Source organism: Pseudomonas sp. 11/12A (genome assembly GCF_000800055.1).
Classification (GTDB): Bacteria; Pseudomonadota; Gammaproteobacteria; order Pseudomonadales; family Pseudomonadaceae; genus Aquipseudomonas; species Aquipseudomonas mohnii.
This window is the reverse complement of sequence record NZ_JUGV01000001.1, coordinates 2,298,138-2,323,156: the sequence shown is the minus strand read 5'-3', so window position 1 is coordinate 2,323,156 and position 25,019 is coordinate 2,298,138. Positions and strand designations below refer to the sequence as shown.

The 25,019-nt window shown below is 55.7% G+C and carries 20 protein-coding genes, 1 tRNA gene and 1 pseudogene; 11 read left to right on the top strand and 11 right to left on the bottom strand.

The window, feature by feature from the left end:
- Positions 1-30: 30 nt before the first annotated feature.
- From GQ39_RS10685 to GQ39_RS10665, 5 genes are all read right to left on the bottom strand, one after another.
- A complete protein-coding gene (locus GQ39_RS10685) occupies positions 31-2,253 on the bottom strand; it encodes a TonB-dependent receptor (protein ID WP_047529606.1) in 2,223 nt (740 codons plus the stop codon).
- A gap of 272 nt (positions 2,254-2,525) precedes the next feature.
- On the bottom strand, positions 2,526-3,200 hold the full coding sequence (locus GQ39_RS10680) for a class II aldolase/adducin family protein (protein WP_047529605.1): 675 nt from the start codon (positions 3,198-3,200) through the stop codon (positions 2,526-2,528).
- Positions 3,201-3,622: 422 nt separating this feature from the next.
- Positions 3,623-5,710, bottom strand: a complete 2,088-nt coding sequence (locus tag GQ39_RS10675; protein WP_152613990.1) for a TonB-dependent receptor — start codon at positions 5,708-5,710, stop codon at positions 3,623-3,625.
- 111 nt (positions 5,711-5,821) lie between these two features.
- On the bottom strand, positions 5,822-6,211 hold the full coding sequence (locus tag GQ39_RS10670) for a DUF2946 family protein (protein ID WP_047529603.1): 390 nt from the start codon (positions 6,209-6,211) through the stop codon (positions 5,822-5,824).
- A gap of 287 nt (positions 6,212-6,498) precedes the next feature.
- On the bottom strand, positions 6,499-6,939 hold the full coding sequence (locus tag GQ39_RS10665; RefSeq protein ID WP_047529601.1) for a VOC family protein: 441 nt from the start codon (positions 6,937-6,939) through the stop codon (positions 6,499-6,501).
- A 393-nt stretch (positions 6,940-7,332) separates the two neighbouring features.
- Here GQ39_RS10665 and adhP point away from each other — a divergent pair, with 393 nt between their 5' ends.
- Positions 7,333-8,343 (top strand): alcohol dehydrogenase AdhP, encoded by a 1,011-nt coding sequence (gene adhP, locus GQ39_RS10660; protein ID WP_047529599.1) that lies wholly within the window; start codon positions 7,333-7,335, stop codon positions 8,341-8,343.
- A gap of 46 nt (positions 8,344-8,389) precedes the next feature.
- Here adhP and GQ39_RS33605 read toward each other — a convergent pair whose 3' ends face one another.
- Complete coding sequence (locus GQ39_RS33605; protein ID WP_047529597.1) at positions 8,390-8,653, bottom strand: LysR family transcriptional regulator; 264 nt, start codon at positions 8,651-8,653, stop codon at positions 8,390-8,392.
- Between the two features lie 416 nt (positions 8,654-9,069).
- Between GQ39_RS33605 and GQ39_RS10650 the strand changes: the two genes are divergently transcribed.
- Positions 9,070-9,143 (top strand) — tRNA-Cys (locus tag GQ39_RS10650).
- Between the two features lie 377 nt (positions 9,144-9,520).
- Positions 9,521-9,856 (top strand): hypothetical protein, encoded by a 336-nt coding sequence (locus GQ39_RS10645; RefSeq protein WP_236693097.1) that lies wholly within the window; start codon positions 9,521-9,523, stop codon positions 9,854-9,856.
- A gap of 165 nt (positions 9,857-10,021) precedes the next feature.
- On the opposite strand, the gene GQ39_RS10640 is transcribed toward GQ39_RS10645, so the two are convergent.
- Both GQ39_RS10640 and GQ39_RS10635 read right to left on the bottom strand, forming a co-directional pair.
- Positions 10,022-10,456, bottom strand: coding sequence for a DUF2721 domain-containing protein (locus GQ39_RS10640; RefSeq protein ID WP_047538726.1), 435 nt, complete (start codon positions 10,454-10,456; stop codon positions 10,022-10,024).
- Between the two features lie 338 nt (positions 10,457-10,794).
- Entirely contained in the window at positions 10,795-11,226 is a 432-nt protein-coding gene (locus GQ39_RS10635) for a bleomycin resistance protein (RefSeq protein ID WP_047529595.1), read from the bottom strand.
- A 1,225-nt stretch (positions 11,227-12,451) separates the two neighbouring features.
- On the opposite strand from GQ39_RS10635, the gene GQ39_RS10625 reads away from it, so the two are divergent.
- The 4 genes from GQ39_RS10625 to GQ39_RS31400 all read left to right on the top strand — a co-directional run bounded on the left by GQ39_RS10625 (position 12,452) and on the right by GQ39_RS31400 (position 15,073).
- Entirely contained in the window at positions 12,452-13,144 is a 693-nt protein-coding gene (locus GQ39_RS10625; RefSeq protein ID WP_047529590.1) for a DUF4019 domain-containing protein, read from the top strand.
- A 470-nt stretch (positions 13,145-13,614) separates the two neighbouring features.
- Positions 13,615-14,004, top strand: coding sequence for a DUF4376 domain-containing protein (locus tag GQ39_RS10620; RefSeq protein WP_081997889.1), 390 nt, complete (start codon positions 13,615-13,617; stop codon positions 14,002-14,004).
- Between the two features lie 382 nt (positions 14,005-14,386).
- Positions 14,387-14,656, top strand: a complete 270-nt coding sequence (locus tag GQ39_RS31405) for a hypothetical protein (RefSeq protein ID WP_236693165.1) — start codon at positions 14,387-14,389, stop codon at positions 14,654-14,656.
- A gap of 33 nt (positions 14,657-14,689) precedes the next feature.
- Positions 14,690-15,073 carry a lysis system i-spanin subunit Rz gene (locus GQ39_RS31400; RefSeq protein WP_236693096.1) on the top strand — a complete coding sequence of 128 codons (384 nt, stop codon included), beginning with the start codon at positions 14,690-14,692 and terminating at the stop codon, positions 15,071-15,073.
- An 8-nt stretch (positions 15,074-15,081) separates the two neighbouring features.
- Here the strand turns inward: GQ39_RS31400 and GQ39_RS10605 are convergent, their stop codons facing one another.
- Together GQ39_RS10605 and GQ39_RS10595 are read right to left on the bottom strand one after the other, a co-directional pair.
- Positions 15,082-17,325, bottom strand: a complete 2,244-nt coding sequence (locus GQ39_RS10605; RefSeq protein ID WP_081997887.1) for a DUF4214 domain-containing protein — start codon at positions 17,323-17,325, stop codon at positions 15,082-15,084.
- Positions 17,326-18,335: 1,010 nt separating this feature from the next.
- A complete protein-coding gene (locus GQ39_RS10595; RefSeq protein ID WP_047529579.1) occupies positions 18,336-19,235 on the bottom strand; it encodes a LysR family transcriptional regulator in 900 nt (299 codons plus the stop codon).
- A gap of 92 nt (positions 19,236-19,327) precedes the next feature.
- Here GQ39_RS10595 and GQ39_RS10590 point away from each other — a divergent pair, with 92 nt between their 5' ends.
- Positions 19,328-20,338 (top strand): aldo/keto reductase, encoded by a 1,011-nt coding sequence (locus GQ39_RS10590; protein ID WP_047529577.1) that lies wholly within the window; start codon positions 19,328-19,330, stop codon positions 20,336-20,338.
- Between the two features lie 75 nt (positions 20,339-20,413).
- A pseudogene (locus tag GQ39_RS10585) lies at positions 20,414-20,656 on the top strand (Y-family DNA polymerase); the annotation flags it as partial.
- A 197-nt stretch (positions 20,657-20,853) separates the two neighbouring features.
- Here the strand turns inward: GQ39_RS10585 and GQ39_RS10580 are convergent.
- Positions 20,854-21,603, bottom strand: coding sequence for a substrate-binding periplasmic protein (locus tag GQ39_RS10580; protein WP_047538724.1), 750 nt, complete (start codon positions 21,601-21,603; stop codon positions 20,854-20,856).
- Positions 21,604-22,912: 1,309 nt separating this feature from the next.
- Between GQ39_RS10580 and GQ39_RS32375 the strand changes: the two genes are divergently transcribed.
- Both GQ39_RS32375 and GQ39_RS10575 read left to right on the top strand, forming a co-directional pair.
- Positions 22,913-23,170, top strand: a complete 258-nt coding sequence (locus GQ39_RS32375; RefSeq protein WP_152613989.1) for a hypothetical protein — start codon at positions 22,913-22,915, stop codon at positions 23,168-23,170.
- 349 nt (positions 23,171-23,519) lie between these two features.
- Positions 23,520-24,599 carry a GGDEF domain-containing protein gene (locus tag GQ39_RS10575; protein ID WP_047529573.1) on the top strand — a complete coding sequence of 360 codons (1,080 nt, stop codon included), beginning with the start codon at positions 23,520-23,522 and terminating at the stop codon, positions 24,597-24,599.
- The last annotated feature ends 420 nt before the right edge of the window (positions 24,600-25,019 follow it).

Genomic DNA, 25,019 nt, shown 5'->3' with positions numbered 1-25,019 from the left:
TGACCGGCAGACACCGGCCACCGGGATTGATTAGAAGCGGCTGGTCAGCGAAACGCCAAACGTGCGTGGGTCGCCAAACATCACGCCGGCGCTCTGGAAGCCGCCGGGCAGGGTATGGCTGCGATATTCCTTGTCAGTGAGGTTGTGCACGTAGCCGGTGACCTCGGTTTTACCGCCCGGCAGTTCATAGGTGAGCCGTGCATTGCCGAGGGTGTAGCCGCCGCTGCGCATGTTCTGGCTTTGATCGTTGGTGAAGTAGTACTGGCGGCTGCGAGTGTCCCAATCGGTGCCGACGACGATGGCGCCACCGACATTCAATGGAATCCGGTAGTCGGCGCCGATGACCGCAGAGACGTTCGGCGCGCGCACGAATTTGTTGCCCGAGTAATCGTTGGGGCCCGAGGTGTAGTCGGTGAATTCAGTGTGCAGCAGGCCGAGACCGAAGTTGACATGCAGGTTGTCTAGCGGTATCGCTTCCAGTTCGAACTCGGCGCCGTAGGCCTCGCCCTGTGCGCCGTTGGCCAGGCGCGACACGGTCTGGTTGTTGACGGCGGACACGATGTTTAACTGGATGTCTTTGTAGTCGTAGTAGAACAGGTTGGCGTTGGCGTTCAGGCGGCCATCGAACCACTCGGACTTGAGCCCCAGTTCGTAAGCGGTGAGGTATTCCGGATCCACGGTGGCCACTGTCGATTGCGTGGTAACGCCGGCGTTGTAGCCGCCGGAGCGGAAACCCTTGGAGTAGCGGAAGTACACCCGGGCGTTTTCCGACAGTTTGTATTGCGGGGTGAGGTCGTAGGTCCAGTCGCTCCAGGTGTTGCTTTCATCCTGCAGCGCGGTGACGCCCAGGGCCGAGGTGACATTCTCGGGTTTCCACCAGTCGCCACCACCGAAGCTTGCCTGGCCCACGTTGGCCACTCGGTTCAAGTCAATCGACTTGCGCTCGCGGGTCCAGCGCAAGCCACCGGTCAGGCTGAAGTCGTCGGTGAAGTTGTAGGTCACGCTGCCGAACATCGCGTAGCTTTCGGTCTGCTGGTCGTACGCGACTCGGTTGTAGCTGCGGTTGATGTAGGTGTTGTCCAGCGTGCCGTTGGCGCCTTTGGAGTCGAGGTCTTCGTTGAAGTAATGCAGGCCTGCCACCCAGTTCAGCCGATCGGTGCTGGGCGAGGCCAGGCGCAGCTCCTGGGAAAACTGTCGGCTGTTGGCGTAGGCGTAGCTGCGTTGCAATTCCAGCGGCGTGTTGTCGCTGTCGCTCAGCGCATCGCGCTTGAACGATTCGAGCGCGGTGATCGATGTCAGTTGCAGGTCGCCCAACTGCCAGATCAGATTGAGGTTGCCGCCATCCTGTTCGATGCTCGCGCTGTTTTTGGCGTTGTAATACACATCGCCTTGCTTGGGGTCCACGTGATAGCCGAACTGGTTGTTGCCGTTTCGCCCGGTGCCATAGTTGACGCTGCTGGAGCTGCCGGTGTCGTGGTAACGGCGGCTGTGGAAGTTGATGTTGGCTTCCAGGTCATCCGACAGTACGGCGAGGAACTGCAGGCGAATCGCGTCATCCTCAAGGGCGCCACGGTCGTTGTCATTGGCTTTGTTTTCGCTGTAGCCGTCATTGGCCTGATGACGGATCGCAACGCGGGCGGCGAGTTTGTCGTCGACCAACGCGCCGCCAACGGCGCCTTCAACGGCACGATTGGCGTAGGTGCCCGCGTCCAGCTTGTAATAGCCGTCCTCCTTGAAGGACGGTTTTTTCGAGATGAAGTTGATGGCGCCGCCTGTGGTGTTCTTGCCCCACAAGGTACCTTGGGGGCCTCGCAGCACTTCGACACGGTCCAGGTCGAACAACGGAAAGCCGGTGGCGCTGATGTTGGAGATGTAAACGTCGTCCATGTAGATGCCGACCGGGCTCACGGTGTTGGCCCCCTGGTCGCCGGTACCCAGGCCGCGAATCCACCAGCGCGGGCGGCCGTGACCGTCGGTGGTGCCCGCCGAGGTGTTGGGAATGAAGCGGGTGATTTCGTTGGCGGAGTTCAACGACGCCTCGCGGATTTTGTCGCCGCTGAGGACCGAGATCGGTGCGGGTACTTCCTGTACGGTTTCTTCGCGCTTCTGGGCGGTGACCGTGACTTTTTCCAGGGTCGATCCGTTGGAGCCCGACGCTTGTGAATCGAGATTTTCGTCGGCGTAGCTGCTGTTGATGCAGAGACTTCCCAGGCTGACAGCAACCGCGATGGATAAACGTGTGCGTTTGAACATAGTGCTCCCCATTACTGCTTCGAATGAGAGGTTGAATACTCTCGCAAGGCTAATGTCGGGTCTGTGTGTCAGCCCGTTTACAGGGGATATCGCAACAACCGTACCGAAAATGAAAAAGACCGAAATAAAATATATCCACTTGAAATCAAAGGAAAAAAAATATTGAAGGGTGATGGCTTGGTTCATTTTCAGCAAACGGACTGCTGGTCTGGACGCACCTGCTGAGAGGGTGCTGCTGTAGCAGCACCCGGGCTCGAAGGGGGAGGGATGTATCAACCGGTATAGGCGTTGGAACGCTCGAGTAAGCCGGTACGTTTCCATTGCAATTGGAGTGCGCCGGGGGTGTACACCTGTGCACCACCCAACTGTTCGGCAATCGCCTGGTAACGTGCGGCCTCTTCGACAAAGAGGATGAGCTCCGAGGTCTTCAGAATCCCTTGGCCCCAGAAGTTGGCGCCACCGTTGGATTCCAGTAATGCCGGAGGCGGCGCCAGTTCAGGGTGCTTGTCCAGACGTTCGCGAATCACCTCCAGGGCGCTGCGCGTGCGCTCCAGATGGTTGGGGATTTCCCGCGCGAGCAGGTGGCGGGCCGCTGCCACATAGAGGATCGGAAACGGCTTGTGCGCCAATGACCAGGCCGGCAACCAGGCGGTGTGCGCATGGATCACGGTGTCGGCTTGCAAGCGTGTTTCATTGATCAGTGAGTCAGGGTGATCCGCGAACGCCGACAGGCTGATCTTCGGCGTCTGGTCGCGTGCCAGGCCTCCGGGGAAACGAATCCCCAGCAACTGGTCCGTTCCGGGGATTCGATGGGAAATGTGGAACGTCAGGCTCGCCGATAGCGTGCCGTTCGCCCGCAGCGTTTCAAAGGCGTGGAGGGCATCGACCCGGGCCTGATCGACATAGGCGAGCAAGTCGATATCAGTGGTGCGTTCAATAGCGGACATACTGGTTTCTCCTGAAGGGACTGTCGGTGCGATTGCAATCGCACGTCACCCGGGAGAGCACAGCCCGTGCCATCACGTTGTTTTCAGTGATTATGCTGCTGTGATCAAGGACAGGGCGGCCCGATACCTGCCGTGACAGGCGGAATTTGCTTCAGATGTGCTGGATATGCAGCAGCGGATGAACAGTCTGGCATGTTGCCGGAGAGTGCAGACGGTGAAGTCTGCGCCGCAAGTTCGCTTTTCAGATGGGCGTGGGCAAACGCCGAGTTGGGGGCTGCCAGGGATGCCAGCAGCACAAGTGAAGTCGGTACTATTTCGAACCGTGGACAGTCATCCGTATGACCTCGAACGCAGAGAGGTCGTAGCGCCCGCGGTGAGTGTCAGTCGGTACGCGATCGCTGGCCGACCGCGTACCGAATGAATCAGAAGTCCAAAGTCACCCCGGTATACAGCGCTCGCCCGTCACCCGGCGAGTGCAGCGACGCCTTGGCGCCGTCGGGGTCATACCAGACGTATTCATAGTAGCGGTTGGTCAGGTTTTTCAATTGCAGGTCGACACTGACGGACTCGGTCACCTGGTAGATGGCGCCGAGGTTCATCAAGACATAGCCGCCGTAGGTCCCCTTGGTGTTCTCGCGCTCCAGGTAGTAGTTGGTCTGGCCATTCATCCAGGCCGTCAATTGCAGGGCAGGCGTGGCCTGGTAGCTGACACCGGCGTTGTACAGGTGATGAGGAATGTGGTCGATTTCCTGGCCTTTGCTGTTGGGCAAGGTCGAGCTCGGCTGGAGGATTTTCGAATACTGCCAGGAGTAGGCCATCCAGAGGTCGGTGCGCTCGTTCGGGTGCAGGTTCATCTGTGCGTCATAGCCCCAGCGCCGCGTTTCGCCCACGTTATCCGACTCGCCACTTGGGTCGTTGAGTCGACGACTGACTTCGCCACTGGCCTCTTGTTGCCAATAGGCCACGCGGCCGTCGATCCAGTCCGCCGGGGTGAACTTGATGCCGGTTTCCCAGCCATCGTTGATGGACGGGGCCAGGTCGGTATTGCGCGGTGGAATCTTGTAGGCCGCCGCGCCTGTGCCCACCTGGAAGGTGCGCCCCCAGTTGGCATAGAGGCTGGCCACGTCCCACGGTGAGTACACCACGCTGAGCTTGGGTTGTTTGATCAGCCCGTAGTCGTTGATGTCGTAGTCCATGCCGGTCATTTCGTTGGAGAAATCACCCTGGATCTTGTCGACGCGATACGCCGGGACGATCTTGAGCGACTCGAACGGCTTGATCTCGGCCTGCACGTAGGCGCCGTAGGTGTCGAATTCGAATGGCTGATCACGGGTTTGTGCCAGGCGCGCACGCTCCCTGGTGCGGTAGCGCTCGCTCTTGTTCTGTTGCTGCTGCATGTCCGCGCCGCCCTCCAGGGCGAAGTCATGCAACCAGCTGACCTCAGGGCGCCAGGTCAGGGAGGTGAGGGCGCCGTATTGGGTTTCGTAGGTGTCGCGCTCTTGCTGGGCACTGGTGCTCCAGTATTGTGTCCAGCGCCGGTCGTCGAAGGTGTTGACATAGGTTTTTGCCGACCAGGCCAGCGTATCGGCCAGCTCGGTATCGAAGTGCACGCTGACCTGGTTCATCCGCCGCGTGCCTTTGTCGGTGGCGTTGTAGCTATTGGTCATGGTCGGGTGTTGGTGAGCATCCTCTTCACTCAAGTAACCGGGTTCCTGCGCCTCGGTTTCGTAGTGACGGGCGATCAGGCCGATGCGGTAACTATTGTCGTCCGGGGTGTAGAACCATTTGCCGGACATCGAATACCTGTCCGCCTCGGCGTGATCGCGATAACCGTCGGACTTCTGGTAGGCGAAGAAGTAGTTCTGCGTCCAGTTGCTGCCTTCGATGCCCTTGGCCAGTTGAGTTTCCTGGGTGTTGTAACTGCCGTAGCGAATTCGTGCCTTGGTGTAGTCGCCGCCAGTGCGGGTCAGCATATTGACGTTGCCGGCGATGTTATTCAGCCCATAGCGCGCATCGCTGGTGCCGCGTACCACCTCGATGCTGTCCAGTTCCATGGGGAAAATCATGTCCATGTACGGCATGTTGCCGTCGTTACTGTTGCTCGGGATGCCATCGATCAGCAGCTTCACCGCGTTGACCTCGCCTTCACCGTTGAACCCGCGAAAGGAGATCTTGCCGGAAGTGGTGCCCTGGTTGAATTCGGTGAGCATCACTCCGGGGGCGCGACTGAACAGTTCCCAGCTGTAGTTGACCGGCATTTTTTCCAGAATGTCGGCGCCAAGGATATCCACCGAGCTGAGCACGCTGCTGGTGCTCAGAGGTCCACTGCTGCCGGTGGCACCCTGGACCGTCACGGTGCCCAGGGTCAGGGTCGAGTCTTCGACCTTGGGGGTTTCCGCGAGGGCGCAAGGCAACGGTGCCAAGGCGAACAGACCGCACGTCAGCAGAGAGCATTTGAAAGGAGACACGGGCACAGCCTTTGCGCGAAGCAAAGTCGTAAAAGCAGGCATAACTCAGACTTCCTGATGACCAAGAGCTTTCCCGGGGAGCACGTTGGTGTGCACAACGCCCAGGCAATAGAAACCACGCCGAACAGGTGACGGCGGGCAAAGGGTTGGTAATCAGGCGGTGGGGGAGGCGCGAGGTGTCAGGCTTGGCCAGCGTACCCGGGGATGCAGGGTGGGCAGGGGCGGGTTATCGAAGGCGATATCGGCGCTGTAGCGCGGTAAATAATGACGATAGTAATCGCCTGGCACAGCCGCGAGGCCTGCATGCCCACAGCAACAATCGCCATGTTGCATGACGCTTTTGTTCGGGGGCGTCGGCAGCGGGACCAGTCGTTTATCGAATGAAGCCGGCAGCGCCTGGGAGCTGCCGCCCGAGCAAAAACCTCCCCAGAGCATCAACTGCAGATCTGGCGTTTGCATCGCGCGGCTCATGGGCATGGCCAGCATGTTCAGGAGCAGAGCCAGGCAGGCGATCCAGGGGCTTATGCGCTTGAGTGAGAACATCGACGAGTCCAGCGGCGGGGCGGTATTCGATTGCAACGGGCAACGTTCAATGGGGCGCTATCTTGCCTGATTTTTTCGCGCTCCGTGACCGGAAGTTGCGGTCATTCACAAGGCAGGCATGGGACACGTTGACGCAGTTTGACGCGGCGTGGGGGCAATCTCCAGGTACTGGCTCGGAGGGTGAGGGCATCCATCTGGACGAGAGTATTGGGTGTGCAAGCTGTCGCAGTTTCGGCAGTGGAACTCAGAGGGATGCCGCCAGGGACAGTCGCTGGTTTCGCCGCGCGTCAGCTCCTCGATCTTCCGAGCTGGCGACGCTTTTGTTTTTCCAGGAAAAACATCACCTCAAGCTTCATGCCATCGGGGTCAAGGAAATAGACCGCATAGTAGCCCTCGCCATAATCCGGATAATCCGTGGGTGCGTCGACAATCGTAACCCGCTGATCCAGCAGGAACGCGTAGAGCGCATCGACGTCCTCACGCGCGCCCAGCTCGAACGCATAGTGGTGATAGCCGACATCGCCAGTCCGGTGCTTATGTTTGAGACCCTGGGCATCGGCTTCGGCGATCCAGAACATGGTTTCGCCGTTGGTCCAGCCAATAACCCGGTCGAACTCCCATTCGAGGGTGAATCCCAGGAAACCGAGTACCTGATCGTAGAACACCCTTGAGCGTTCCAGATCACTGACACGAATGGCCAAGTGATCGATCCCGATGACGTTCGCCATGTCAGGTCTCCTCGATTTCGATTTCCAGGGACAAAGGGCTGCGTCGGCACTCAGAACGGTGCGTCGAGATCGACCACGACAATCCCAGAACCGTTTCGACTGATGGACCAAACCGTCGCTGAGTGCATGCGCCGGGGTTGACGATGCTCTGCCGAGCAACCTCGCCAGTTGATCTTTGTCATAGAAAGGCGAAGAAGAGGCGTCCTTGCGCGGATTACCTGACTAATAGGCATCCCCCTTTGCTGCGACTTGTGCCATAAGATCGGGAGCATCGGCGACCCGATGGCGGGCATGCGCCAGACTTCGGAACGCTTGAAGAGTTGTGCTGTACGGCTCTGGCACTTGTTGGACCTGCTGTAACGCAAGCTCACTCACGGATACAAGGAGATAAGCATGAAAGCTGCAGTTGTTGCCCCAGGGCAGCGCGTGAACGTGACTGAAAAAACCTTACGGCCTCTGAAGCATGGTGAGGCGCGCCTCAAAATGCAGTGCTGCGGCGTCTGCCACACTGACCTGCATGTCAAGAACGGCGATTTCGGTGATAAAACCGGGGTGATCCTGGGTCATGAAGGCATCGGTATCGTGCAAGAGGTCGGGCCGGGCGTCACCTCGCTGAAACCCGGTGATCGGGCCAGCGTCGCGTGGTTCTTCCAAGGGTGCGGGCATTGTGAGTACTGCAACAGCGGAAACGAGACACTGTGCCGTGAGGTAAAAAACTCCGGTTACACCGTGGATGGCGCCATGGCCGAAGAGTGCATTGTCGTCGCCGATTACTCCGTGAAAGTGCCTGATGGGCTTGATTCTGCTGCAGCGAGCAGCGTGACCTGTGCCGGAGTGACGACTTACAAAGCCGTGAAGGTTTCCAACATTCGCCCTGGGCAATGGATTGCGATCTACGGGCTGGGCGGCTTGGGGAATCTGGCGTTGCAGTATGCAAAAAATGTGTTCAACGCCAGAGTTATTGCCGTGGACATCAATGACGATCAACTTCAATTCGCCAGGGAAATGGGCGCCGATCTGGTCATCAACTCACGCAACGAGGATGCCGCAAAAGTTATTCAGGAGAAGGTCGGCGGCGCTCACGCCGCTGTCGTGACGGCCGTCGCCAAGGTCGCGTTCAACTCTGCGGTGGATGCCCTGCGTGCCGGTGGGCGCCTGGTCGCAGTCGGGCTTCCGCCTGAAGCCATGAGCCTCGATATTCCGCGGTTGGTGCTTGACGGCATCGAGGTGGTTGGCTCACTGGTCGGCACTCGACAAGACCTCGCTGAAGCCTTCGAGTTTGCCGCGCAAGGCAAGGTGGTGCCGAAGGTTACGTTGCGTCCGATCGAAGATATCAATGAGATTTTCGACGAAATGCAGCAGGGCAAAATCAAAGGCCGCATGGTCATTGATTTGAGTCATTAACAGGCCATTGGCAGTCGCTCGGGCGGCTGCCAATGCCGTTGGCTCTTCACACAATCCCGCCCGTTGGCTGCGTTCGGTGGCCTGTTCCACGACCGAACGAATATTGCGCCTCTTCGAGCAGCAACTCGCCTGCGGGGGCCAACTCCATCCCGCGAGGTGTGCGGTTGAACAGTTGCACGCCCAGGTCTTCTTCCCGTTGCTGAATCTGGCGGGTCAGCGGGGGCCGTGAAATATGCAGGCGAATGGCCGCGCGGCTGATAGTTTTTGCCTCGGCAACGACGACGAAATAGCGAAGATGACGAAGGTCCATCAGGCAGGCCTTTTATGGGGGAATCAGGAGCGCAGTGTCCAACGCTGTTGGGCGACGGGATCTGGTGCCGCTCACTTGCCGGCTCGCGCCATGTTCCACTCGCGTGATCGAAATAAGCGATCCCGCTGACCTTATCTGAAAGCTGTCATTTTCCGGCCTTGTCTTGATCCATCGGAGGCGAGCGCACCGTGGCGAAAGGGCCCTGACCTCAATGAGTAATGAAACCAGGCCCCAGAATTTTTTTTGAAATCAAGGGGTTGCAAGCCTCGAGAAATGAGTACATAATTCACGCCATCGAAAGCACTGACCGCTGAAAAAGCTCAATGTTTTCAATGAGATAGCGCAAGTTTGAATCTGTCATATCTCATCAAGGTTGTACGCGTTTGTTGTTGTGCTACTCACAACAAATGTTTTGAGGCCGAGTAGCAAAATGGTTATGCAGCGGATTGCAAATCCGCCTACGCCGGTTCGATTCCGACCTCGGCCTCCACTATTAGAAACCCCGTAGATCAATGATCTACGGGGTTTTTTATTGCCTTCAAAAAAGTGAAGTGTTCCGCATTTTTTTACAAGTGTTCCGCAACTGGCCGATTTCTGCATGTCGTGAAGGGTTGCAGTCGACCCATAGCAGTCTTTCGCGTCGGGCGGTAGTCGGCCAAAAGCACTCATTCGAAATCGGATTTGTTTTGCCGAACCTATTGGGAGCGGCTCAGGTTGGCATGACATTGCGACGCCAGAAAACCCTCCAGCGAAAAACAGAGTCGTGTCCCTCGCCCCTCAACCCTAATGATAGAATCTTGTTTTGAAAAAGGAGTTTCATTTGTGGAGGCTGGAAAAAAGAGTTGTCCCTATTGCGCGGAAGTCATCATGACTGAAGCCATTTTATGCAAACACTGCCAATCTGACCTCAGGCAAAAAATACGAATCTCACCTGGGTGGCCACGACCATCAGAAAGAAGATCTGATCTGGGCAGCAAGATCGTCGCAGGTATCTTTATCGCGATCACCTTGTACGTGGTGTTCGATTTTTATGTCAGCAACACATCGGAAAACAAGGAAAGAACGCAAGCCCGAGAAGCCGCCGAACGATGCCGCGAGGAAGTCGATAGCTACTCAGGTCCGGAAGTCGGGAAAAACATCGTCGCAGACGTGTGTCGAAAGCTCGAGGACGAATTGCGCAAGAGTTTGAGCCACTCGCCATAAGACAAACCGCTCATCATGCCCGCGATTGAGCGGGCTTTTTTGCCTATGGCATCAGGCAGCAGTCGACCCATAGCGGACTATCAGAGATGTCCCGAAGTTAGGGGAAATTCGTCGTGTCAGGAGGTAGTGCCTCGGGGGGCTTCGGACATCAAGAATTTGAATCGGTCAAAGGTGTTCATCCGCCGAACTGACACTGATTTTAGCTTCTTGGGCGAAGCGAAACAGACCTACACCTAGGAAGAATGTGGCGACTATAAAAAGAAGGCCGGCACCATAGGCGTACTTGAAGCCCATGAACTCAGTTAAAAAGATGATAGCGAGCAGCAGGGTGGCGCAAAGTCCGCCGCGCAGAGAAGACAGGATTCCAGCGTTCAATAAGTTAGCCCGCCGCCTCAATCTCTCCAGATCAGCCCTGAGATGCGCACGCCTCGGGTCGTCTTCGGGGATCGCATTGAGTACCCGTGTACGGTCGATGACAGCTGATAATCTCGAAGTCATTAACGAAACGAACGCAGCTATTGCACCGAGGAAAAACGTCGGGGCTGTTGCTTGTGAAAAGATCTGCGACAACCGCACAGCGTCAGGAATGAATTCGTTCAATTTAGGGATCACCCAATAGTAATAGTTTGAGTATTTGCAATTCTCCATTTGACATATTCGCGGTCAAAAGGTGGGGTGCACCCTGTTATCAGCTAGGGGACTCAGTACAGTCTTGGGGGTCGAGTTTTGCTGACAGCAGTGCACCAACGTCAGGCTAGGCCTGCACGTTGGTCGGAGCGCCCTGTCGTACAGCGTAGAGCAGCTCAGGAGACTTTCCACAGCGAGTATGCGGACAGTCTGGAAGAACCGACTTTTTCAACACAATCGGCCGTTTTCTGCCTGTCGTGATCGGCTCAAAACGACCCAAAACTGACGGTCGGCTTGGCTCAGATTCAGATTCACATTGAGCAAGCCGGTCGCTCACCCAACCTCTCTACCAACCTTACGAGATAACCGTCGGGATCCTGGACGATGAATTCGCGCTGGCCTACTTCTACCTTGTCAGCCCGATACCAGGTGTCTTTGCATTCTCGATAGAGTGGACATCCAGCCTGATAAAGTTTTTGGATGATGGGTGCGACAGCCTCAACATCAATCTGTAGGTTGATGCCTCTTCCAAACGGCTTGGTCAACGGCGCAGTCAGCCATTGACCCGCGTCCGAATTAACCTGCTCAAGCATTACTTGAGCACCATTCAAATCAAGGTATGCAAATCCATCTTCCGGGCGTTGATAAGCTACTTTGAACCCCAGACGAGAAACCCAAAAAGCCAGGCTGCTATCCAGGTTGGTGACCATTAACTCCGGAACCAGTTTGTTACGTTCGAACATGAGATGACTTCCATTTCAAAAAGGCTCGTTTTTGCGGACGGGCAGGTTCTGCACTGATGGCTTCGATGCCACGACGGTATCGTGGCGAGCGCGATGATGCACGCTCGGGTGGGAATTATCGAGTCGCGTTGAGTGGCAGCTTCTGGCCGATTGTTGCCTGTCAGCGGAGTTTAGCTAGCCCATAGTTAGGATTCCCGGTTATCAGCGTAACCTCCCGATTCATAGGGCTAGCTCTGCCAGAGGTGGGAAGGATTTAGGGCAAACTCAGGGCCACTGCTGGCCGCAGTACGCCTCTGGCGAAGTACGAAACCGCCGTTTTTAATGGTCTGGAGCGGCCCTCAGAGACGCGCGAAGGGGTTCGAATCCCTATCCATGCCGTCGCCTATTACCAAAAATGCCCATCGAGCGCATCCGTCCCAGGCTGTGTGAAAACGTTTATGAGCAAGTTTGACATTCGGAGTCGGAACGAAAATCACGTTCCTACATAAAGTTTACGTTGCCTGACTAACCAATCGCCGACAGATTTTACGTAGTAACGCTGAACTCAAAACAGCGCATGCGTTTTCACGTAGCCTGGTCCCATTTCGGACACTTTAAGCAGGGCTTTTGAGATTCCCTACGCCAAAGGTTGCACTTAGCATGAACTGAACTAACGTAACTCCGTAGTGCTAGCAACATGCCGCTTACTTCGGAGGGGTTATGTATATGGGCTCGCGCGTTTCGTTGGGATTGAAAGGATGCGCAGTTGGGGTAAGCCTCCTTCTCGCCTCTCGCGGCGCCATCGCTCAGCAAGTACTCAACCTTGGGCCATTGCCCGGTGTGGGGCAAGTTACCGAAATCTTAGAGCCAGGTACCGGACAAGGCTTTTCAGGGTTGGCCACAATCTATATGGGGCAGCCGGTCATCTTTTACGACAACGTCTGGGTACAGTACTTCGGAGGTCTCGGATCACCCGGTTTCCGGTTCATCCGTGCGCATGAGTATGCACACCACTTTCGTGGACATGTCCTTGCTCAGTTGAGTTCACCTCCCCAAATGTTACCAACCCTTGGCTATAACGCTGAACTTGACGCAGATTGCGCCGCTGTCCGATACCTGCGCCGTGCAGGGGACCCAGTTGCTATCCAGGCGGGATATCAGATCTATCAGACCATCGTCCCCCCGCAGGACATGAATGGTCGACCTGGGTCCATTGTACGCATCAACAATATGAAAGGTTGCTAACATGGCCAGACTATTAAGCAGGCTCAACTACGAAAAGGTTGCCGTCTTCGTCTTCGGCGTAGTTTTCCTGACCGCGATCCTGACGCTGGTGGTGAAAAATCCGTACCCTACACCGGCACAGTTCTTTGTTTTTCGTCTTACGTTGGCACTTTCAGCTGCTGGAGTCGGTGCTTTGCTACCTGGCTTTATCAAGGTTGATGTACCACTTCCTCTTAAAGGTGGGCTGAGGGCCGGCGGTGCTTTGGCACTTTTCGCATCGGTCTGGTTCTTCGATCCTGCACATCTGGGGGTCATAGTCAAACCCCCAGAGGAAGACGCAAGCTTACTGATGGACCAGTTTCTGAATCTCACAGATGCTCAAAATCATAGCGACGCCTATGCTCTTTTTGCTTTGCGAGACCGGGAGCGTGTCCGCGAATCTGATTACATTTCAATGGGGGAGCAAGTCAGAGATCCTCTCGGTAAGATCGAAAAACGCATCCTAATAGGAGCCGATACCCCAAATGAGATAATGGGAATTCCAGGTCCATTTGTAAGGCACCTCTATCAAGGGAAATTCAGCGGAACCAAGGACATCTGGGCTGAAGCTGTGACGGCTATTGCTGAGAACGGTGTATGGCGAATAGGCGGCTACAACCTCGCACCGTGCATGGTCCCGACGTGCGCGCCAAGCCAGGCTCTCATGAGCAAATAAGTAGGTTCGAGGCTCTGATGTCTAGGTTAGTACCCGTAGCAGGCTTGTGTGACAGCTTGCTAAAAAAGCTACATCGGGAAGAAATAAAGCAGATTGGGCCAGGCAGGCCGGGGCTTTGGTGGATGGCTACATCCAATCCATCATCGGTATAAATTTGAGGTGCTAGTGACTGCTTTTAGGTGACAGGTGTGTTCCTTGCAGGAGAAAAACAGTTCCGCAACTAAAATATGGGCCTTTGAAAACAGGGGGCTGTAGGATATTCGGTTTCAGCAGCTCTCAAGTGATTGAATTTTAACGACATTCCTGCGGATTGCAAATCCGCCTACGCCGGTTCGATTCCGACCTCGGCCTCCACTATTAGAAACCCCGTAGATTAACGTCTACGGGGTTTTTTATTGGGCTCAGGAAAGTGCAGGAGTTCCGAAACTATTTCATTTTGCCGGCTGGAGGCCGAGCGCCAGGTCGTACTGGTGACCCGCAAACAGGTAACCATGACGGCGGCAGAGAAGGCGGCGAGGGATGTGTTGATCGCCGCAGAGTGGGCTGTTCGCATTGCTGATCGTCGATACGCCGAAGAAACCTCGGGCACAGTTGTCTCAGGCATGCCGATCGCCACCGACGATCGCAGCAAGATACTCATCAATGTTGCTGCGCTCTGGGCGTACCGAAACACCGACTACGTGCTTCGCTGGAAAACCTCTGAAGGCTTCGTCGATCTGCCAGCCGTTCAGGTGCTGGCGATTGCCGACGCGGTGAGCGAACACGTTCAGCTGTGCTTTGGTCGTGAGGATGCGTTTCTGGTGGCGGTGGCCGACGGCTCGATCACCGCTGAGATGGTGGAAGAGGGTTGGCCTTATTAAAAAGTTATGATCCTTGTTGTAAGCAAAAATCTAGTAAGGACTGGGTATTGGCTAGTCTTTTGGATCGCTGCGTCAAGGCTCTCCCGCAGGTTCGGTAGCGGGCTAATATTTATGAGTTCCATTGCTTCGGGTGACTTTACAAAGCCAGTAATTTCTATCGGATTAATCGTGCCTATGTCTGGAAAGAGCTCGTAAGCGTATGCAGCAATTTCCACGCTATCAGGGCTCCACATCCTATTAGTTTTGTAGCGACTAATAGCCCTGTAAAGACAGCCGAGTAGAGCCCCCTGATTGTGACTTAGGTATTCGTCGTTGCTTTCCTTGCTCATATATCCCCCTTAAGTTCGGCCGCACTTTACACGCGTATTGGCCATTTTTGTTAATGGAAAACATGTATGAGCCGCTTCGTCACCACGCTGAAAACCGACTGCAGATCCTCCCGAACGCCGGCGCCAAAGCCGGCGTTTTTGTTCCTGTCCTCAACACGGCCATGGGGCGCTTCCAGATTGTCGGCGCCAAACGAGTGGCCGCATTCATTGCCCAGATCGGACATGAGAGAAGAACGCTTGCTTGTCGGCGGCATGGTTCTGGGCAAGCAATGGGCTCAACACCCTGGCTGATGCTGGTGATAACCAGAACATCGGCAGTGTGATCAATACCGGCAGAATAGGGCGGGTCGCGAATAGTGAGGCCGAGCGCCAAGCCTTTCACTATCAGCAATGCGGCTGCTGATCAGGTGCGCACTGCACTGGCGAAGCAGCAAGTCGCCGAAAAGCCCCGGGACGATATCGACACCAAAGCCACCAAGGGGAAAATGCATGACCTCGCTGAGAATGAAACTCTGCGCCGCGCTGTTGCCGATGGCCCTCGTCGGCTGCGCATCGCGGGAAGTTGTAGTGCCAATAGCGGTAACGTGTCCAGCACCGCCAGCCTGGGTAATGGCGGAGTCATCGAGCTCGCTCCAGCTGCTGGGCAGCGCTGTATTGCCAGTGGCGTTGCCTATGGCAAGGCAAGAACTGCAAAAAAAAACGCCCTCCAATTCAGAGGGCGTTTTTTCAGTGATCGCTAAGTTCTCGATCAATCAACAACGTGTAGTACAGAGGTGGCGTCTACCGTCTGGCCTGGCAGCCACACACCCACCTGCTTGATGGCGGCGGTGGTGTCGGCATCCCAGAGAATGAGCGTGCCTGCGGTCTCGCCCGGCGAGGCAGCCGAAACGACAGTGCCGTGAAGGGTCACATTATTGAGCACTGCGAAGTGCCCGTTCATCACGGCGTTGGTTTCGCCCTGAACCAGCGACAACGCATCCTGCCCCGTCAGCCCGTAAGCATTCAGGTCGATTTTGTCGGTGGCAGCGTTGAAATGGGTAAAGGTGTCCGGCGTGCCGGTAAAGGTGTAGCCGTTGGTAGCGAACGTAAAGGTTGAGGCATCGCTCAGTCCATTGAAGGCCAAAACGATCGAATGGGTACTGATGTCGCCGTCCAGCGCATCAACGCCGGAACTTGTGATCGCGGTAAGGCTGGACGCGTCTTTTGAGAAGTTGGATTGGTAGCTTTTGGCATTGGCGAGGATATTCTCGGTGCTATCCTTGATGCTGTAGGTCCAATAGTCGTCGTCGGTCAGGGTGCCGAGCTCAAGACGCTCACTGAGGTTCAGTACGCCGGCGTCGTCGCCCGTTACTAGGACGGAGGAAGCCTTCTTCAGAAGCGTGACATCGATTTGATTAATCGCCAGCAGGTTGGTCGCGGTGTCTTCGACTTCATAATCGGAAACATTGACGGTGACATATCCAGCAGATATGGCAGCTTGCATGCCCGCAACCGTGTCATGAACGATGGTCTGTTGAGCGCTAGAAATGAACGACGCGTCCGATCCTTGTGGGCTTGAGATATGAGCCCATGTATCGAGCACGATGTAACCACCGGTTGCGTCGTCAATCGCAGTTCCGCCTGCAACACTCTCCAGGTTCACCAAGGTGTCAGCCACCACAACTTGGCTGGCTTTGGACAGAGCATCCATGCCGACCGAGCTGTTGATTTTGGTGGCCGTGTCACGGATATCATGAGTCCAGGTATTGGTACCGGTTAGGGTCACCAAGGAGTTGTACCAATCTACCGACAAGGTGCCGGCGGCGTTGTTCAACACGCTGATCTTTTGAACATCTTTTAAATAGTTGTCAGCCCAGGTGAGGATTGTCCATGCCTTGTCGACGACCTCGAGCGAATCCACGCCAATGTACGTGGGGTTTTTAGCCACAATTTCTTTCACAGTACCCACGGCGGTGACTTTGCCATTAGCGTAAGTGCTGGCATTCACACCAAGGAACGGCCCAGTTCCAGTCACGGTGACAGCTTCGGCACCAATGGTCACTTTCTGAGTATGCACATCGACTAAGACGTCCGAAGTTCCTGTACCGCTCAGCTTCAGGACGCCGTCGACTATGGTTGCCGTCAGTGCTGGTGGTTCTGGTGTTGTAGGCGGGGTGCCGCCACCGGCGCTTGGCGTGGTGGCTGACACGTCGGAAGTGGCGAGGTCAGCTGGATTGTCCAGCGCGGTCGGATCGGTCAGGGCGGCAGCTGTTACATTACCAACCTTGGTCAGCAAGGCGCCGAGGTCAGTAGTGCTGCCGGCGCTGGCGCTGACTGTCGAAAGGTAAGTCGCCAGGTCGTGCAGCTCGGATGGCGCGCCGGTGATCAACGCGGCAACCTTGCCCAGCGTGTCAGACACGCGGGACAACAGGTCTGCGGTTTGCAAGGAAGAATTAGCCGGTACCAGCTTGATCAGCGATAACGTGATGCTCAGCGAGTCGGCATTGGCGGTAACGGTGGTCAGCACCTTGGCGGCCAGGGACGTGTCGTTCAGACCCTTGTCGGCGAATGCCAGGCCAACGTCGGCCTTGTTGGTCAGAAGTTGTGCGTCCAGTAAGCCCTGGGCGGAAGTGTTAGCGTGCGCGCCGCTAATGACTGCAGCCAGGAACACATCACGGCTGATGGCGCCCGAGTCTAGTTGGCCCTGCCAATATTGCAGGCCTGCATCGTCGGCAGTGCGGTTCAGGACGTTGGTGTAGATGGCTTTGATGAAGTCGTTCGACGACAGACCATCCGGGTACTTGGTCTGACCTTCCGGCTGTTGATCCACCCAGTTCTTGGCAATGGCTTCCAGTGTAATCGTGCCGGCATCCAGCTTTGCTACCCAGTAGGCGAGGCCAGCGGCGTCAGGGGCACGATTGAAGAACGCAGTATAAAGCTGTGCGAGGTCCGTTTGATGACTCATGTAATGCTCCTGGTTCAAGTCGATTAGTGCGGCTTTTTTGTTATTCATTAAATGAGCGAGCGCAAGTTGTGGAAATTAAATCTTCCACCCTTGGGTAGCGTGATAGCGATTTAGCATGTCATTGGGTCCCGAAGATTTCTATAAGGTGAGAGCTTGATTGTGAAATATATTTCACAATGTACCGTTCGTCGCCTTTTAGAGGGTGTAAGTGAGTTCGTAAGTGCTGGCGCGTCAAAGAATATTTAACGATTGACGTCAATAAACTAACGAAAAGGTATGCCAAGGGTGGTCGCGAAGGTTGCCGACAAGGACGCTGGGGCAGTCACTAGCGACTTGATCGAAAATGCTGGCTCTTAATCCAGGAACGCTACCAATCGCTAATTTTGGATCGTGGTAAAGAGATGGCTGACCATTAGCGCAATAGGGTGGTTACCGGCATAAAGGTTTATTTCTGCGTTCCTAATCGTCCATGGCAACGGGGAGCGCACGAGATCGCCAACGGACTGTTAAGGTATTATTTCCCGAAAGGTTCTGACCGGGAAGTTCGCTTGAAAGCCATACTTAATGAAGTGGCTAGGCAGCAAAATAGCCGCCGTAGGAAAGTAACAAACTACGAAGCGGCCGCTGATCGATTTAGCAATCTATTGTTTCGACCGGTTGAATCTACAGCGGATTGCCGTCATTCCGGTCGATGGCTTCCAGGGCTCCGCGAACATTGTCGGCGACGGCGATCAAGGACTGATCGCGCTAGCGGCGTGCCAAGCCTATGTCAGGGATGTTTCTCGCTGAAGTTGAAGGGCTGCAATCGACCCTTGGCTCCCTTTCGCGGAAGTTAACCAACGGCAAAAAGCGCTCACTGCATCGTCAAATCGGAGCTCTGAACCTTCTGGGAAAAACACGGATTTCGATCTCAGACGCGTACTTTTCTGCCGTGGAAACCGCAGCCGACTTTTTCAACAGAATCGGCCAGAAGTGGCCTGTCGATAACGCTTGATCAGAACGCCGTCTTCACAACCCTATGCATCTAGACGGCGAGCACGTGTACTGCCTTCAGTTTGTCATTGATACTGCGTTTCACGTACAAACTCGATCAGCGCCTGTAGCGCTGGAGGTACGTGACGCCGGCTGGAGTAATAGATGAAAAACCTGCTTGGCAGGGCTTTCCAGTCTTCGAGAACTTCCTCCAGTTGCCCCCGAGCTATGTATTCCCTTGCCATCTCCTCATACACGTACGCGATCCCGGCACCGTCCTTGGCGGCCTGGATCATCATGGTGTCATCTTCCAGTATCAACGGGCCCGTCACGGCCAGGCGCATGGGCTGCCCCTCGGCAAGATATTCCCATTTGTACAGTTTGCCGCTGGGAAAGCGTCTGCCAATGCAGGCGTGCTCAAGCAGCCTTTGTGGTGTTTCCGGTGTCCCGTGCCCCATGAGATAGCCGGGGGCAGCAACGGTGACAAATCCTTGGGGTGGGCCCACCGGCACGGCGATCATGTCACCAGCGAGGCTCTCGCCGAAGCGCACGCCTGCATCGAACCCTTTGTCGATGATGTCGCTCAACCCATCGTCAGCCACCAGCTCCACGTTGATGCGTGGGTAGGCTGCTGTGAATGGCGCCAGCAGTGGCGCAATTACGAGACGGCCAGCGGGCCGCGATACGTTCAATCGCAGCGTACCGGTGGGAATTTCCTGTTGGAAGGTCAGTTCATGCAACGCTTTGGTGACCTCCGCCAAAGCCGGAACCAATGTGGCGAGCAGTTGATTGCCTGATTCAGTAGGCGTCACGCTGCGAGTGGTGCGGTTGAGGAGCCTGACCCCCAGCTTGCCCTCCAAGGCACGCATGGCGTGGCTCAGGGCCGACGCGGATACCCCTCGCTCGTCGGCTGCTTTACGAAAGCTGTGATGGCGAGCCACTGCGGCGAAGGCGTCGAGTTCGGAGAGGTCGCAAGGGGATTTCATGAATGTAGCTCAGCAGTTCAAACACGATTAGCTATCTTATCGTCGGTAACCTCTCGATGGATACTCTACGCATCAATCGACGTGAGGTTCGCATGCAAAAGAATCGACTAGGTACATCCGAGTTGTTGATTTCACCCATTGGAATGGGCACCTGGGCCATTGCCGGGCAAGGGTGGGAGTTCAGTTGGGGGGCGCAAGATGATGGCGATAGCCTGGCGGCATTGGAGTGCGCGGTAGAGCGCGGCGTGAACTGGATCGACACAGCAGCGGTATATGGACTCGGCCATGCCGAGCTGTTGACTGGACAATTGCTGCGTCAGGTGCCGGCTTCGCGTCGCCCGCTGGTATTCACCAAAGGTAGCCTGGTGTGGGATCCCGAGACCCGTGAGATCTCTCATTCGCTCGCCCCCCAGTCATTGATGAAAGAAATCGAGGATAGCCTGCGTCGCTTACAGGTCGATGTCATCGACCTCTATCAGATTCACTGGCCAGCTTTCCCGGCAAATGCGAACAGCGAAGGTATCGAGGATGCTTTGGCGACGTTGGCCCAAGCCAAGGCGCAGGGCAAGATAAGGGCAATTGGCGTGTCAAACTTCGATGTTTCCCAACTTGAGCGAGCCCGGTCGGTAACCGATATCGCCTCCCTTCAACCGCCGTATTCAGCGTTGATGCGCGATATCGAGAATCAAATCCTGCCTTATTGTGCAACAGCGCAGGTTGGAGTGATTGCATACTCGACTTTACAATCTGGCCTACTGACGGGAAGCATGACCCGCGAGCGGATTGCACAGCTGCCGGACGACGACTGGCGAAAATCGCGTAGCGCCGACTTCCAGGAACCTCGCCTCAGCAAGAACCTCGCCTTGGTAGAAATCATGGCAAATATCGGTGCCAGGCATGGGGTTAGTGCGGCAGCCGTAGCCATCGCTTGGGTACTACGTGATCCGGCGGTCACCGGCGCTATCGTAGGCGCACGCCGGCCCGACCAAGTGAACGGATTGATCGATGCCACCAGAATTCGTCTTAGCCACGCTGAAATAGAAGAAATAAGCCCCTATTTACCTGAAGGTATGGGTACAAATGTACCCAGCAGTGTGGCCTGAACAGCCGATGTCTATCAGTTGAGACCTTGATGACATAGCTTCTATTCCGGGACGCACGGGATGACGGTGAGCAGTAGGGATCGCGGCCGAGTCGCCTTCTCGTCGAACTATGCCCTTTATGGCGACATGAGCGAGCGGGTGATGACGCTGATCGAATCGCTGGTGCCGGCGGTCGAGGTGTACAGCATCGATGAGGCATTCGCCGACCTGACCGGCATTGAAGACCTGGACGCTCTCGGTCGGCAAATTCGCAGACAGGTGTTGCGCTGCACCGGCATCCCGGTAGGCGTCGGGATCGCTCCGACCAAGACCCTGGCCAATGACTGCTCAGTTGGGTGAAGTATCATCTGCTCGGCACGCTCCTTCGGCATGACAGCGTCAAGCCATTCCCGTGTTCCGAGGTTGATGGCTACATGTGGCAATAATGCTCATGGTCTAACGTCCACTCTGATTGAGAGCTCGGTGGGTCAGTGCGAGGCGGGGCTTGCGCTGGTTCTGCGCTTTTATTGCCCGATTCATTGCCCGATAGGCTGATTGTACCGACCCTGGATGCGCTCCAGTTCGCCCGAGCGACGCAGCTGATCCAGAGCATTGGCCCAGGCGCCTACCAGTTCGTCGTCACAGTCGCGACTGAAGGCGATGTACAGCGATGAGCGATAAATCTCGATAGGAATCCGTCGCAGCGTGCCGGGGGCGATCGCTAACTGCCGGCTGTAGTAAGCCACTCCTGCAGAGGTGTCGCCTATGATGATGTCGGTGCGCCCTGCCAGCAGCATGCGATAGAGCTGCAAACTCTCGGTTGCGCTTTTTTCGAGGTTGTTGAAGCCCCGCGACTGCAGAATGTCGGGTATTAAACCGGCATGCCTCGTTGTGATCCGTGGGGCGTGCAGTAACTGCTCTAAGGAATTCACCGGCTGCTGCGCATTGGATAACTGATAGGGGTAAATGGACTCTTCAATGATCGGTCCGACCCACTTGTATAACGGTTCGCGCTCCGTGGTGCGGAATAGGGAATACATGATGGTTTTGGGCCGGGTCTTCAATGTGCGGGCGCTTCGCATACTGGGCAGTAGCACTACCTCAAAGTCATCCCCAGTCAGCGTCATTATGCCCCGAACGATCTCAGTGGCCATGCCGGTGAGCTTATTGTTCTCCTGGTAATTGTACGGCGCCCACTCTTCAGTAACGACCTGATACTGCTCGGCCTTGACGGGAGTGCTGAGTAATAGACAGAACAGCGCGGCAGTGAGCGTCGAATGTTTCACGTGTTCTGCCTTGTGGGCTGTGCGGAGATCAAGGTTGGATCTGATTAAAAGGGCGAATTCATTATAAGCCATGACACACGTCAAATGCCTGATGCAGTTTAGTAAACCGTCAACACGGCGATTGCGAGCAGGTTTTCGTTGATCTTGAAGAGCAGGGAACGGAGCAGGTCTGAATGTGATATGGGAATGCCTCCGTGGAGGAAATCAGCTTAGCGGGGGAGTGTGAGGTCGGCAGAACGCCGGAGGTTGGGGGGGTAAAATCAGTTCCCAAACTCAAAGGCGAGCCGGCATTCTGCGCGGTCTGTAGAGCATCTGTTTCGCCTTGGTTTCGGAACTAAAAAAGGCTATAGGTCGCAGCATGCATGCGTTTCATTATCGGATTGAAAATCCGCCTACGCCGGTTCGATTCCGACCTCGGCCTCCACTATTGAAAGCCCCGCAGATTAACGTCTGCGGGGTTTTTTATTGGGCTAAAAAAGTGAAGCGTTCGTCTACTTCAAGGATGATAGAAAGCCCAGCCCCGGGCTGGGCTTTTTTCATCCAGATCAGTGAGCGAGCCCGGGTCTCTCTACACAATGCAGGCATACATCATTGCGTACGACTTTTCCGCCGATCTGGTGAAGGACGACAGAGATATCTTCAATCTCAAGATGCGTACCCGGAGTTCCCCGATAGTCATCTGTGTCAAGGTCAAGGTGCACACCAATCTTCAGGTGGGGCAGCGGGCCATCTGACTCGATGCTTGCGACCTGGTGGTCGTCGCCAAGAATAAAAAGGTACGTGTGCTTCATAAGAGTCGCCTTGTCTGTAAGGGGTAGGGCTGCCGAATTGGAGGCGTGTCAGCAACCCATTGATTGATGCGCTTGCGTGACCGCTTGCACCTTAATCGCGATGGTGGCGTGCAGCTCAGATTCAAGTCAGCGGATTGTGCATTGACAGGTCGTTGTTCGAGCACGCCCTCAACAGTGCCGAGGTAGCCCGTAGCCTAATTTCGGATCTGTTCTAAAGGATGCCTGTTGGCTTCGTCAAAGCCCAGCCCTCGCACTGGGCTTTTTGAGTCTGGATGCCTGGTCAGGCACGGGGGGGGCATTCACCACCTTCCCGGGATGGACAGCGATGAAAATTTGTTGGCAAGTCATGGCTGCAATGATGCTTACCGGCTGCGCGGCAGCGGACCGAAAAGGGAAGCCCCGGCGAGCTGTAATCACCAGGGCTTCTATTTTCTCCCCCGTTCCTTAGTACTTGGAGAACGTGGCGCGGATCCTGATCCAGATAAACGGTGACGTTCAAAGGAGGCCTGAGTGAAATCATGTTGCTATCTGTTCAGTGGGAAGACAGCTACAACTCAAGGAGTGAGGATGTATCGTTTTTTTGTCATCGTGTTTTCTATGCTGCTTTTGTCTGTATTTTTATTGGCCTCGCACGCTGCACCGCCAGGTTTATTGTTTTTGCCTGGGTGGGCACCCTATCAATAGCCCTTAAAATTTTTTCCTTTAGAAACCCGCCCAGTGCGGGCTTTTTTTCGCTTGGAGAAAAGGATGCCGAAAAACCTGCGGCGCCTGTTTAGCGAGCAGAGAGCAACCATTTCCCGTCAACCAATACAAAAGTGTCTTCTTGATTCATGTTTCCTTGCGGCTTCAGAGTGATGGCCAAGAACATTTCTGACCTTCGAGGCAGCTCTTCGGTCCTTCAGCAAGTCATCGTGATGACTGATCGTTGCGTTGGGGGGCTCACGCACTGCCTTGCCGTAAGTGTCGATAAGGTTGCCAGCCGGTTCGCTGGGTAGACGATGAGGTGCAAATCGCCGTATTGCACAGATACTAAAGTAGGGGCAGGCGTTTACTGCCCCCGTTTTCAGTTACGCTAGCAGCCTACTAGATGAACGACCCGCAATACCTTTGCAAGCAAGGCTGCCGATGTACAAGACGATTGAGAATGAAGTAACGAAACAGGCAACACCCAAAGCCCTCCAATACGAGTTTTATCAATACGACGTCGAGCGTCTGCATAACTTCAGTGGGCTGATTTATATCGGAGGTATCGGCATTTGGGTGTTGTTCGACCTGATTATTGGTTTTATAGGCGATCAACGTCATTACGCGCTTTCGCTGCTGCTCGTCGTGCTACTGCTCATCACCGTCGGTGTACAGCGGGTCGCCCGTAAAGCCCGCCACTTCCACCTGCTAAACCTCGTGTATGTGCTCATGATCTGCCTGGGCATCCGCTTGGGTATCGAGGGCTTGCCGGCCCACCTGCACCCGACCTGGCTGATCCTCTCGGCCTCCAGCATTCTCTATAGTGCCTCGGTATTACCCTTGAGCCGAGAAGCATTTTTCGGCGTGCTGGGCATCGCCTGGGTTGTCCTCAACCCCTTTATGATGACCACACTCTCTCTGTTCGACTTCAGCGGTACCATGGTTCTGCTGTCCGCCGTCTTTATCAGCGCGCTGACCATTTACACCTACCTCAAGCTGCGCCGATCCAAGCTGCACAACTACATCATGGCCAAGCTACTGATAGAGCATGCCTACATTGACACCCTGACCGAGATCCCCAATCGCCGCGCGTTCATGACACGGGCCAACAACCACCTGAGCACCCCACCAGAAAGTGGCGAGTGCTACCTGGCCATGGTCGATGTCGACAACTTCAAAAAAGTCAACGATGTGTATGGCCACGACATCGGTGACGAAGTCCTGAAGCGCATCGCCGCCGACATCAAGCACATCATGGCCGATCACGAATATGCCCGCCTTGGGGGAGAAGAGTTTGGGGTCTACCTGTCCGGTGTCACGCAGGCGGATGCCGAGCGCTTGGTCAACACCCTGTGCCAACGGGTGCGCGAAACGTCCACCCACCACCCGGCAACCGTCAGCGTGGGCGTAACCCGGATCGAAACCGACACCTTGCATGCCGCGCTAATAAAAGCTGACCACGCGATGTACGAGTCAAAGCTCAGCGGTAAGGACCGCTACACCTTCTTCCGGCCCGACTAAAGGCACCTGAAGTCTTCACTGCCTGGCAGCAGCTTTCGCTTCGGCCGGCAGACATGGCGCCGGGCCCTCATCTGCTGCTGGGCCGCACGGACCGAGAAACGTTGAGCCGGTCGAGGAGCCAGCGCCTTTCTTGGGTCCAAAAAAATGGCCCGCGTGCGGGCGGGCCTAGCTGGGATTCTGCAAAGGAGTACAGGTAATTTGCGCTCCATCCTGTGAGCGTTGCGTGAAAAGGATGTCGCAAAAACAAGAAGTCCGGCCCATCGCAAACCGGAGTTCATGTTTCGAGACCCAGCCGCTACCTGATTCGTACCGTTCGACCTGACGCTGCCCGACAGACTGGCTGTCAGCCAAATGCCGCCAGGCGTCATCCAGTGGTGCCCCGGCTGTGCGGTGGTTGATCCAGATCAAACGCTATGGGGC

Excerpts from the sequence above, each read along its gene's own strand:
- GQ39_RS10665 (WP_047529601.1), bottom strand. The coding sequence starts at position 6,939 with ATGGCGAACGTCATCGGGATCGATCACTTGGCCATTCGTGTCAGTGAT.
- GQ39_RS10685 (WP_047529606.1), bottom strand. The coding sequence starts at position 2,253 with ATGTTCAAACGCACACGTTTATCCATCGCGGTTGCTGTCAGCCTGGGA.
- GQ39_RS10645 (WP_236693097.1), top strand. The coding sequence starts at position 9,521 with ATGACTGAAGCCATTTTATGCAAACACTGCCAATCTGACCTCAGGCAA.
- GQ39_RS31405 (WP_236693165.1), top strand. The coding sequence starts at position 14,387 with ATGGAAAACATGTATGAGCCGCTTCGTCACCACGCTGAAAACCGACTG.
- GQ39_RS10635 (WP_047529595.1), bottom strand. The coding sequence starts at position 11,226 with ATGTTCGAACGTAACAAACTGGTTCCGGAGTTAATGGTCACCAACCTG.
- GQ39_RS10680 (WP_047529605.1), bottom strand. The coding sequence starts at position 3,200 with ATGTCCGCTATTGAACGCACCACTGATATCGACTTGCTCGCCTATGTC.
- GQ39_RS10625 (WP_047529590.1), top strand. The coding sequence starts at position 12,452 with ATGGCCAGACTATTAAGCAGGCTCAACTACGAAAAGGTTGCCGTCTTC.
- GQ39_RS10590 (WP_047529577.1), top strand. The coding sequence starts at position 19,328 with ATGCAAAAGAATCGACTAGGTACATCCGAGTTGTTGATTTCACCCATT.
- GQ39_RS10670 (WP_047529603.1), bottom strand. The coding sequence starts at position 6,211 with ATGTTCTCACTCAAGCGCATAAGCCCCTGGATCGCCTGCCTGGCTCTG.
- adhP (WP_047529599.1), top strand. The coding sequence starts at position 7,333 with ATGAAAGCTGCAGTTGTTGCCCCAGGGCAGCGCGTGAACGTGACTGAA.
- GQ39_RS32375 (WP_152613989.1), top strand. The coding sequence starts at position 22,913 with ATGTTGCTATCTGTTCAGTGGGAAGACAGCTACAACTCAAGGAGTGAG.
- GQ39_RS10675 (WP_152613990.1), bottom strand. The coding sequence starts at position 5,710 with ATGCCTGCTTTTACGACTTTGCTTCGCGCAAAGGCTGTGCCCGTGTCT.
- GQ39_RS33605 (WP_047529597.1), bottom strand. The coding sequence starts at position 8,653 with ATGGACCTTCGTCATCTTCGCTATTTCGTCGTCGTTGCCGAGGCAAAA.
- GQ39_RS10575 (WP_047529573.1), top strand. The coding sequence starts at position 23,520 with ATGTACAAGACGATTGAGAATGAAGTAACGAAACAGGCAACACCCAAA.
- GQ39_RS10595 (WP_047529579.1), bottom strand. The coding sequence starts at position 19,235 with ATGAAATCCCCTTGCGACCTCTCCGAACTCGACGCCTTCGCCGCAGTG.
- GQ39_RS10605 (WP_081997887.1), bottom strand. The coding sequence starts at position 17,325 with ATGAATAACAAAAAAGCCGCACTAATCGACTTGAACCAGGAGCATTAC.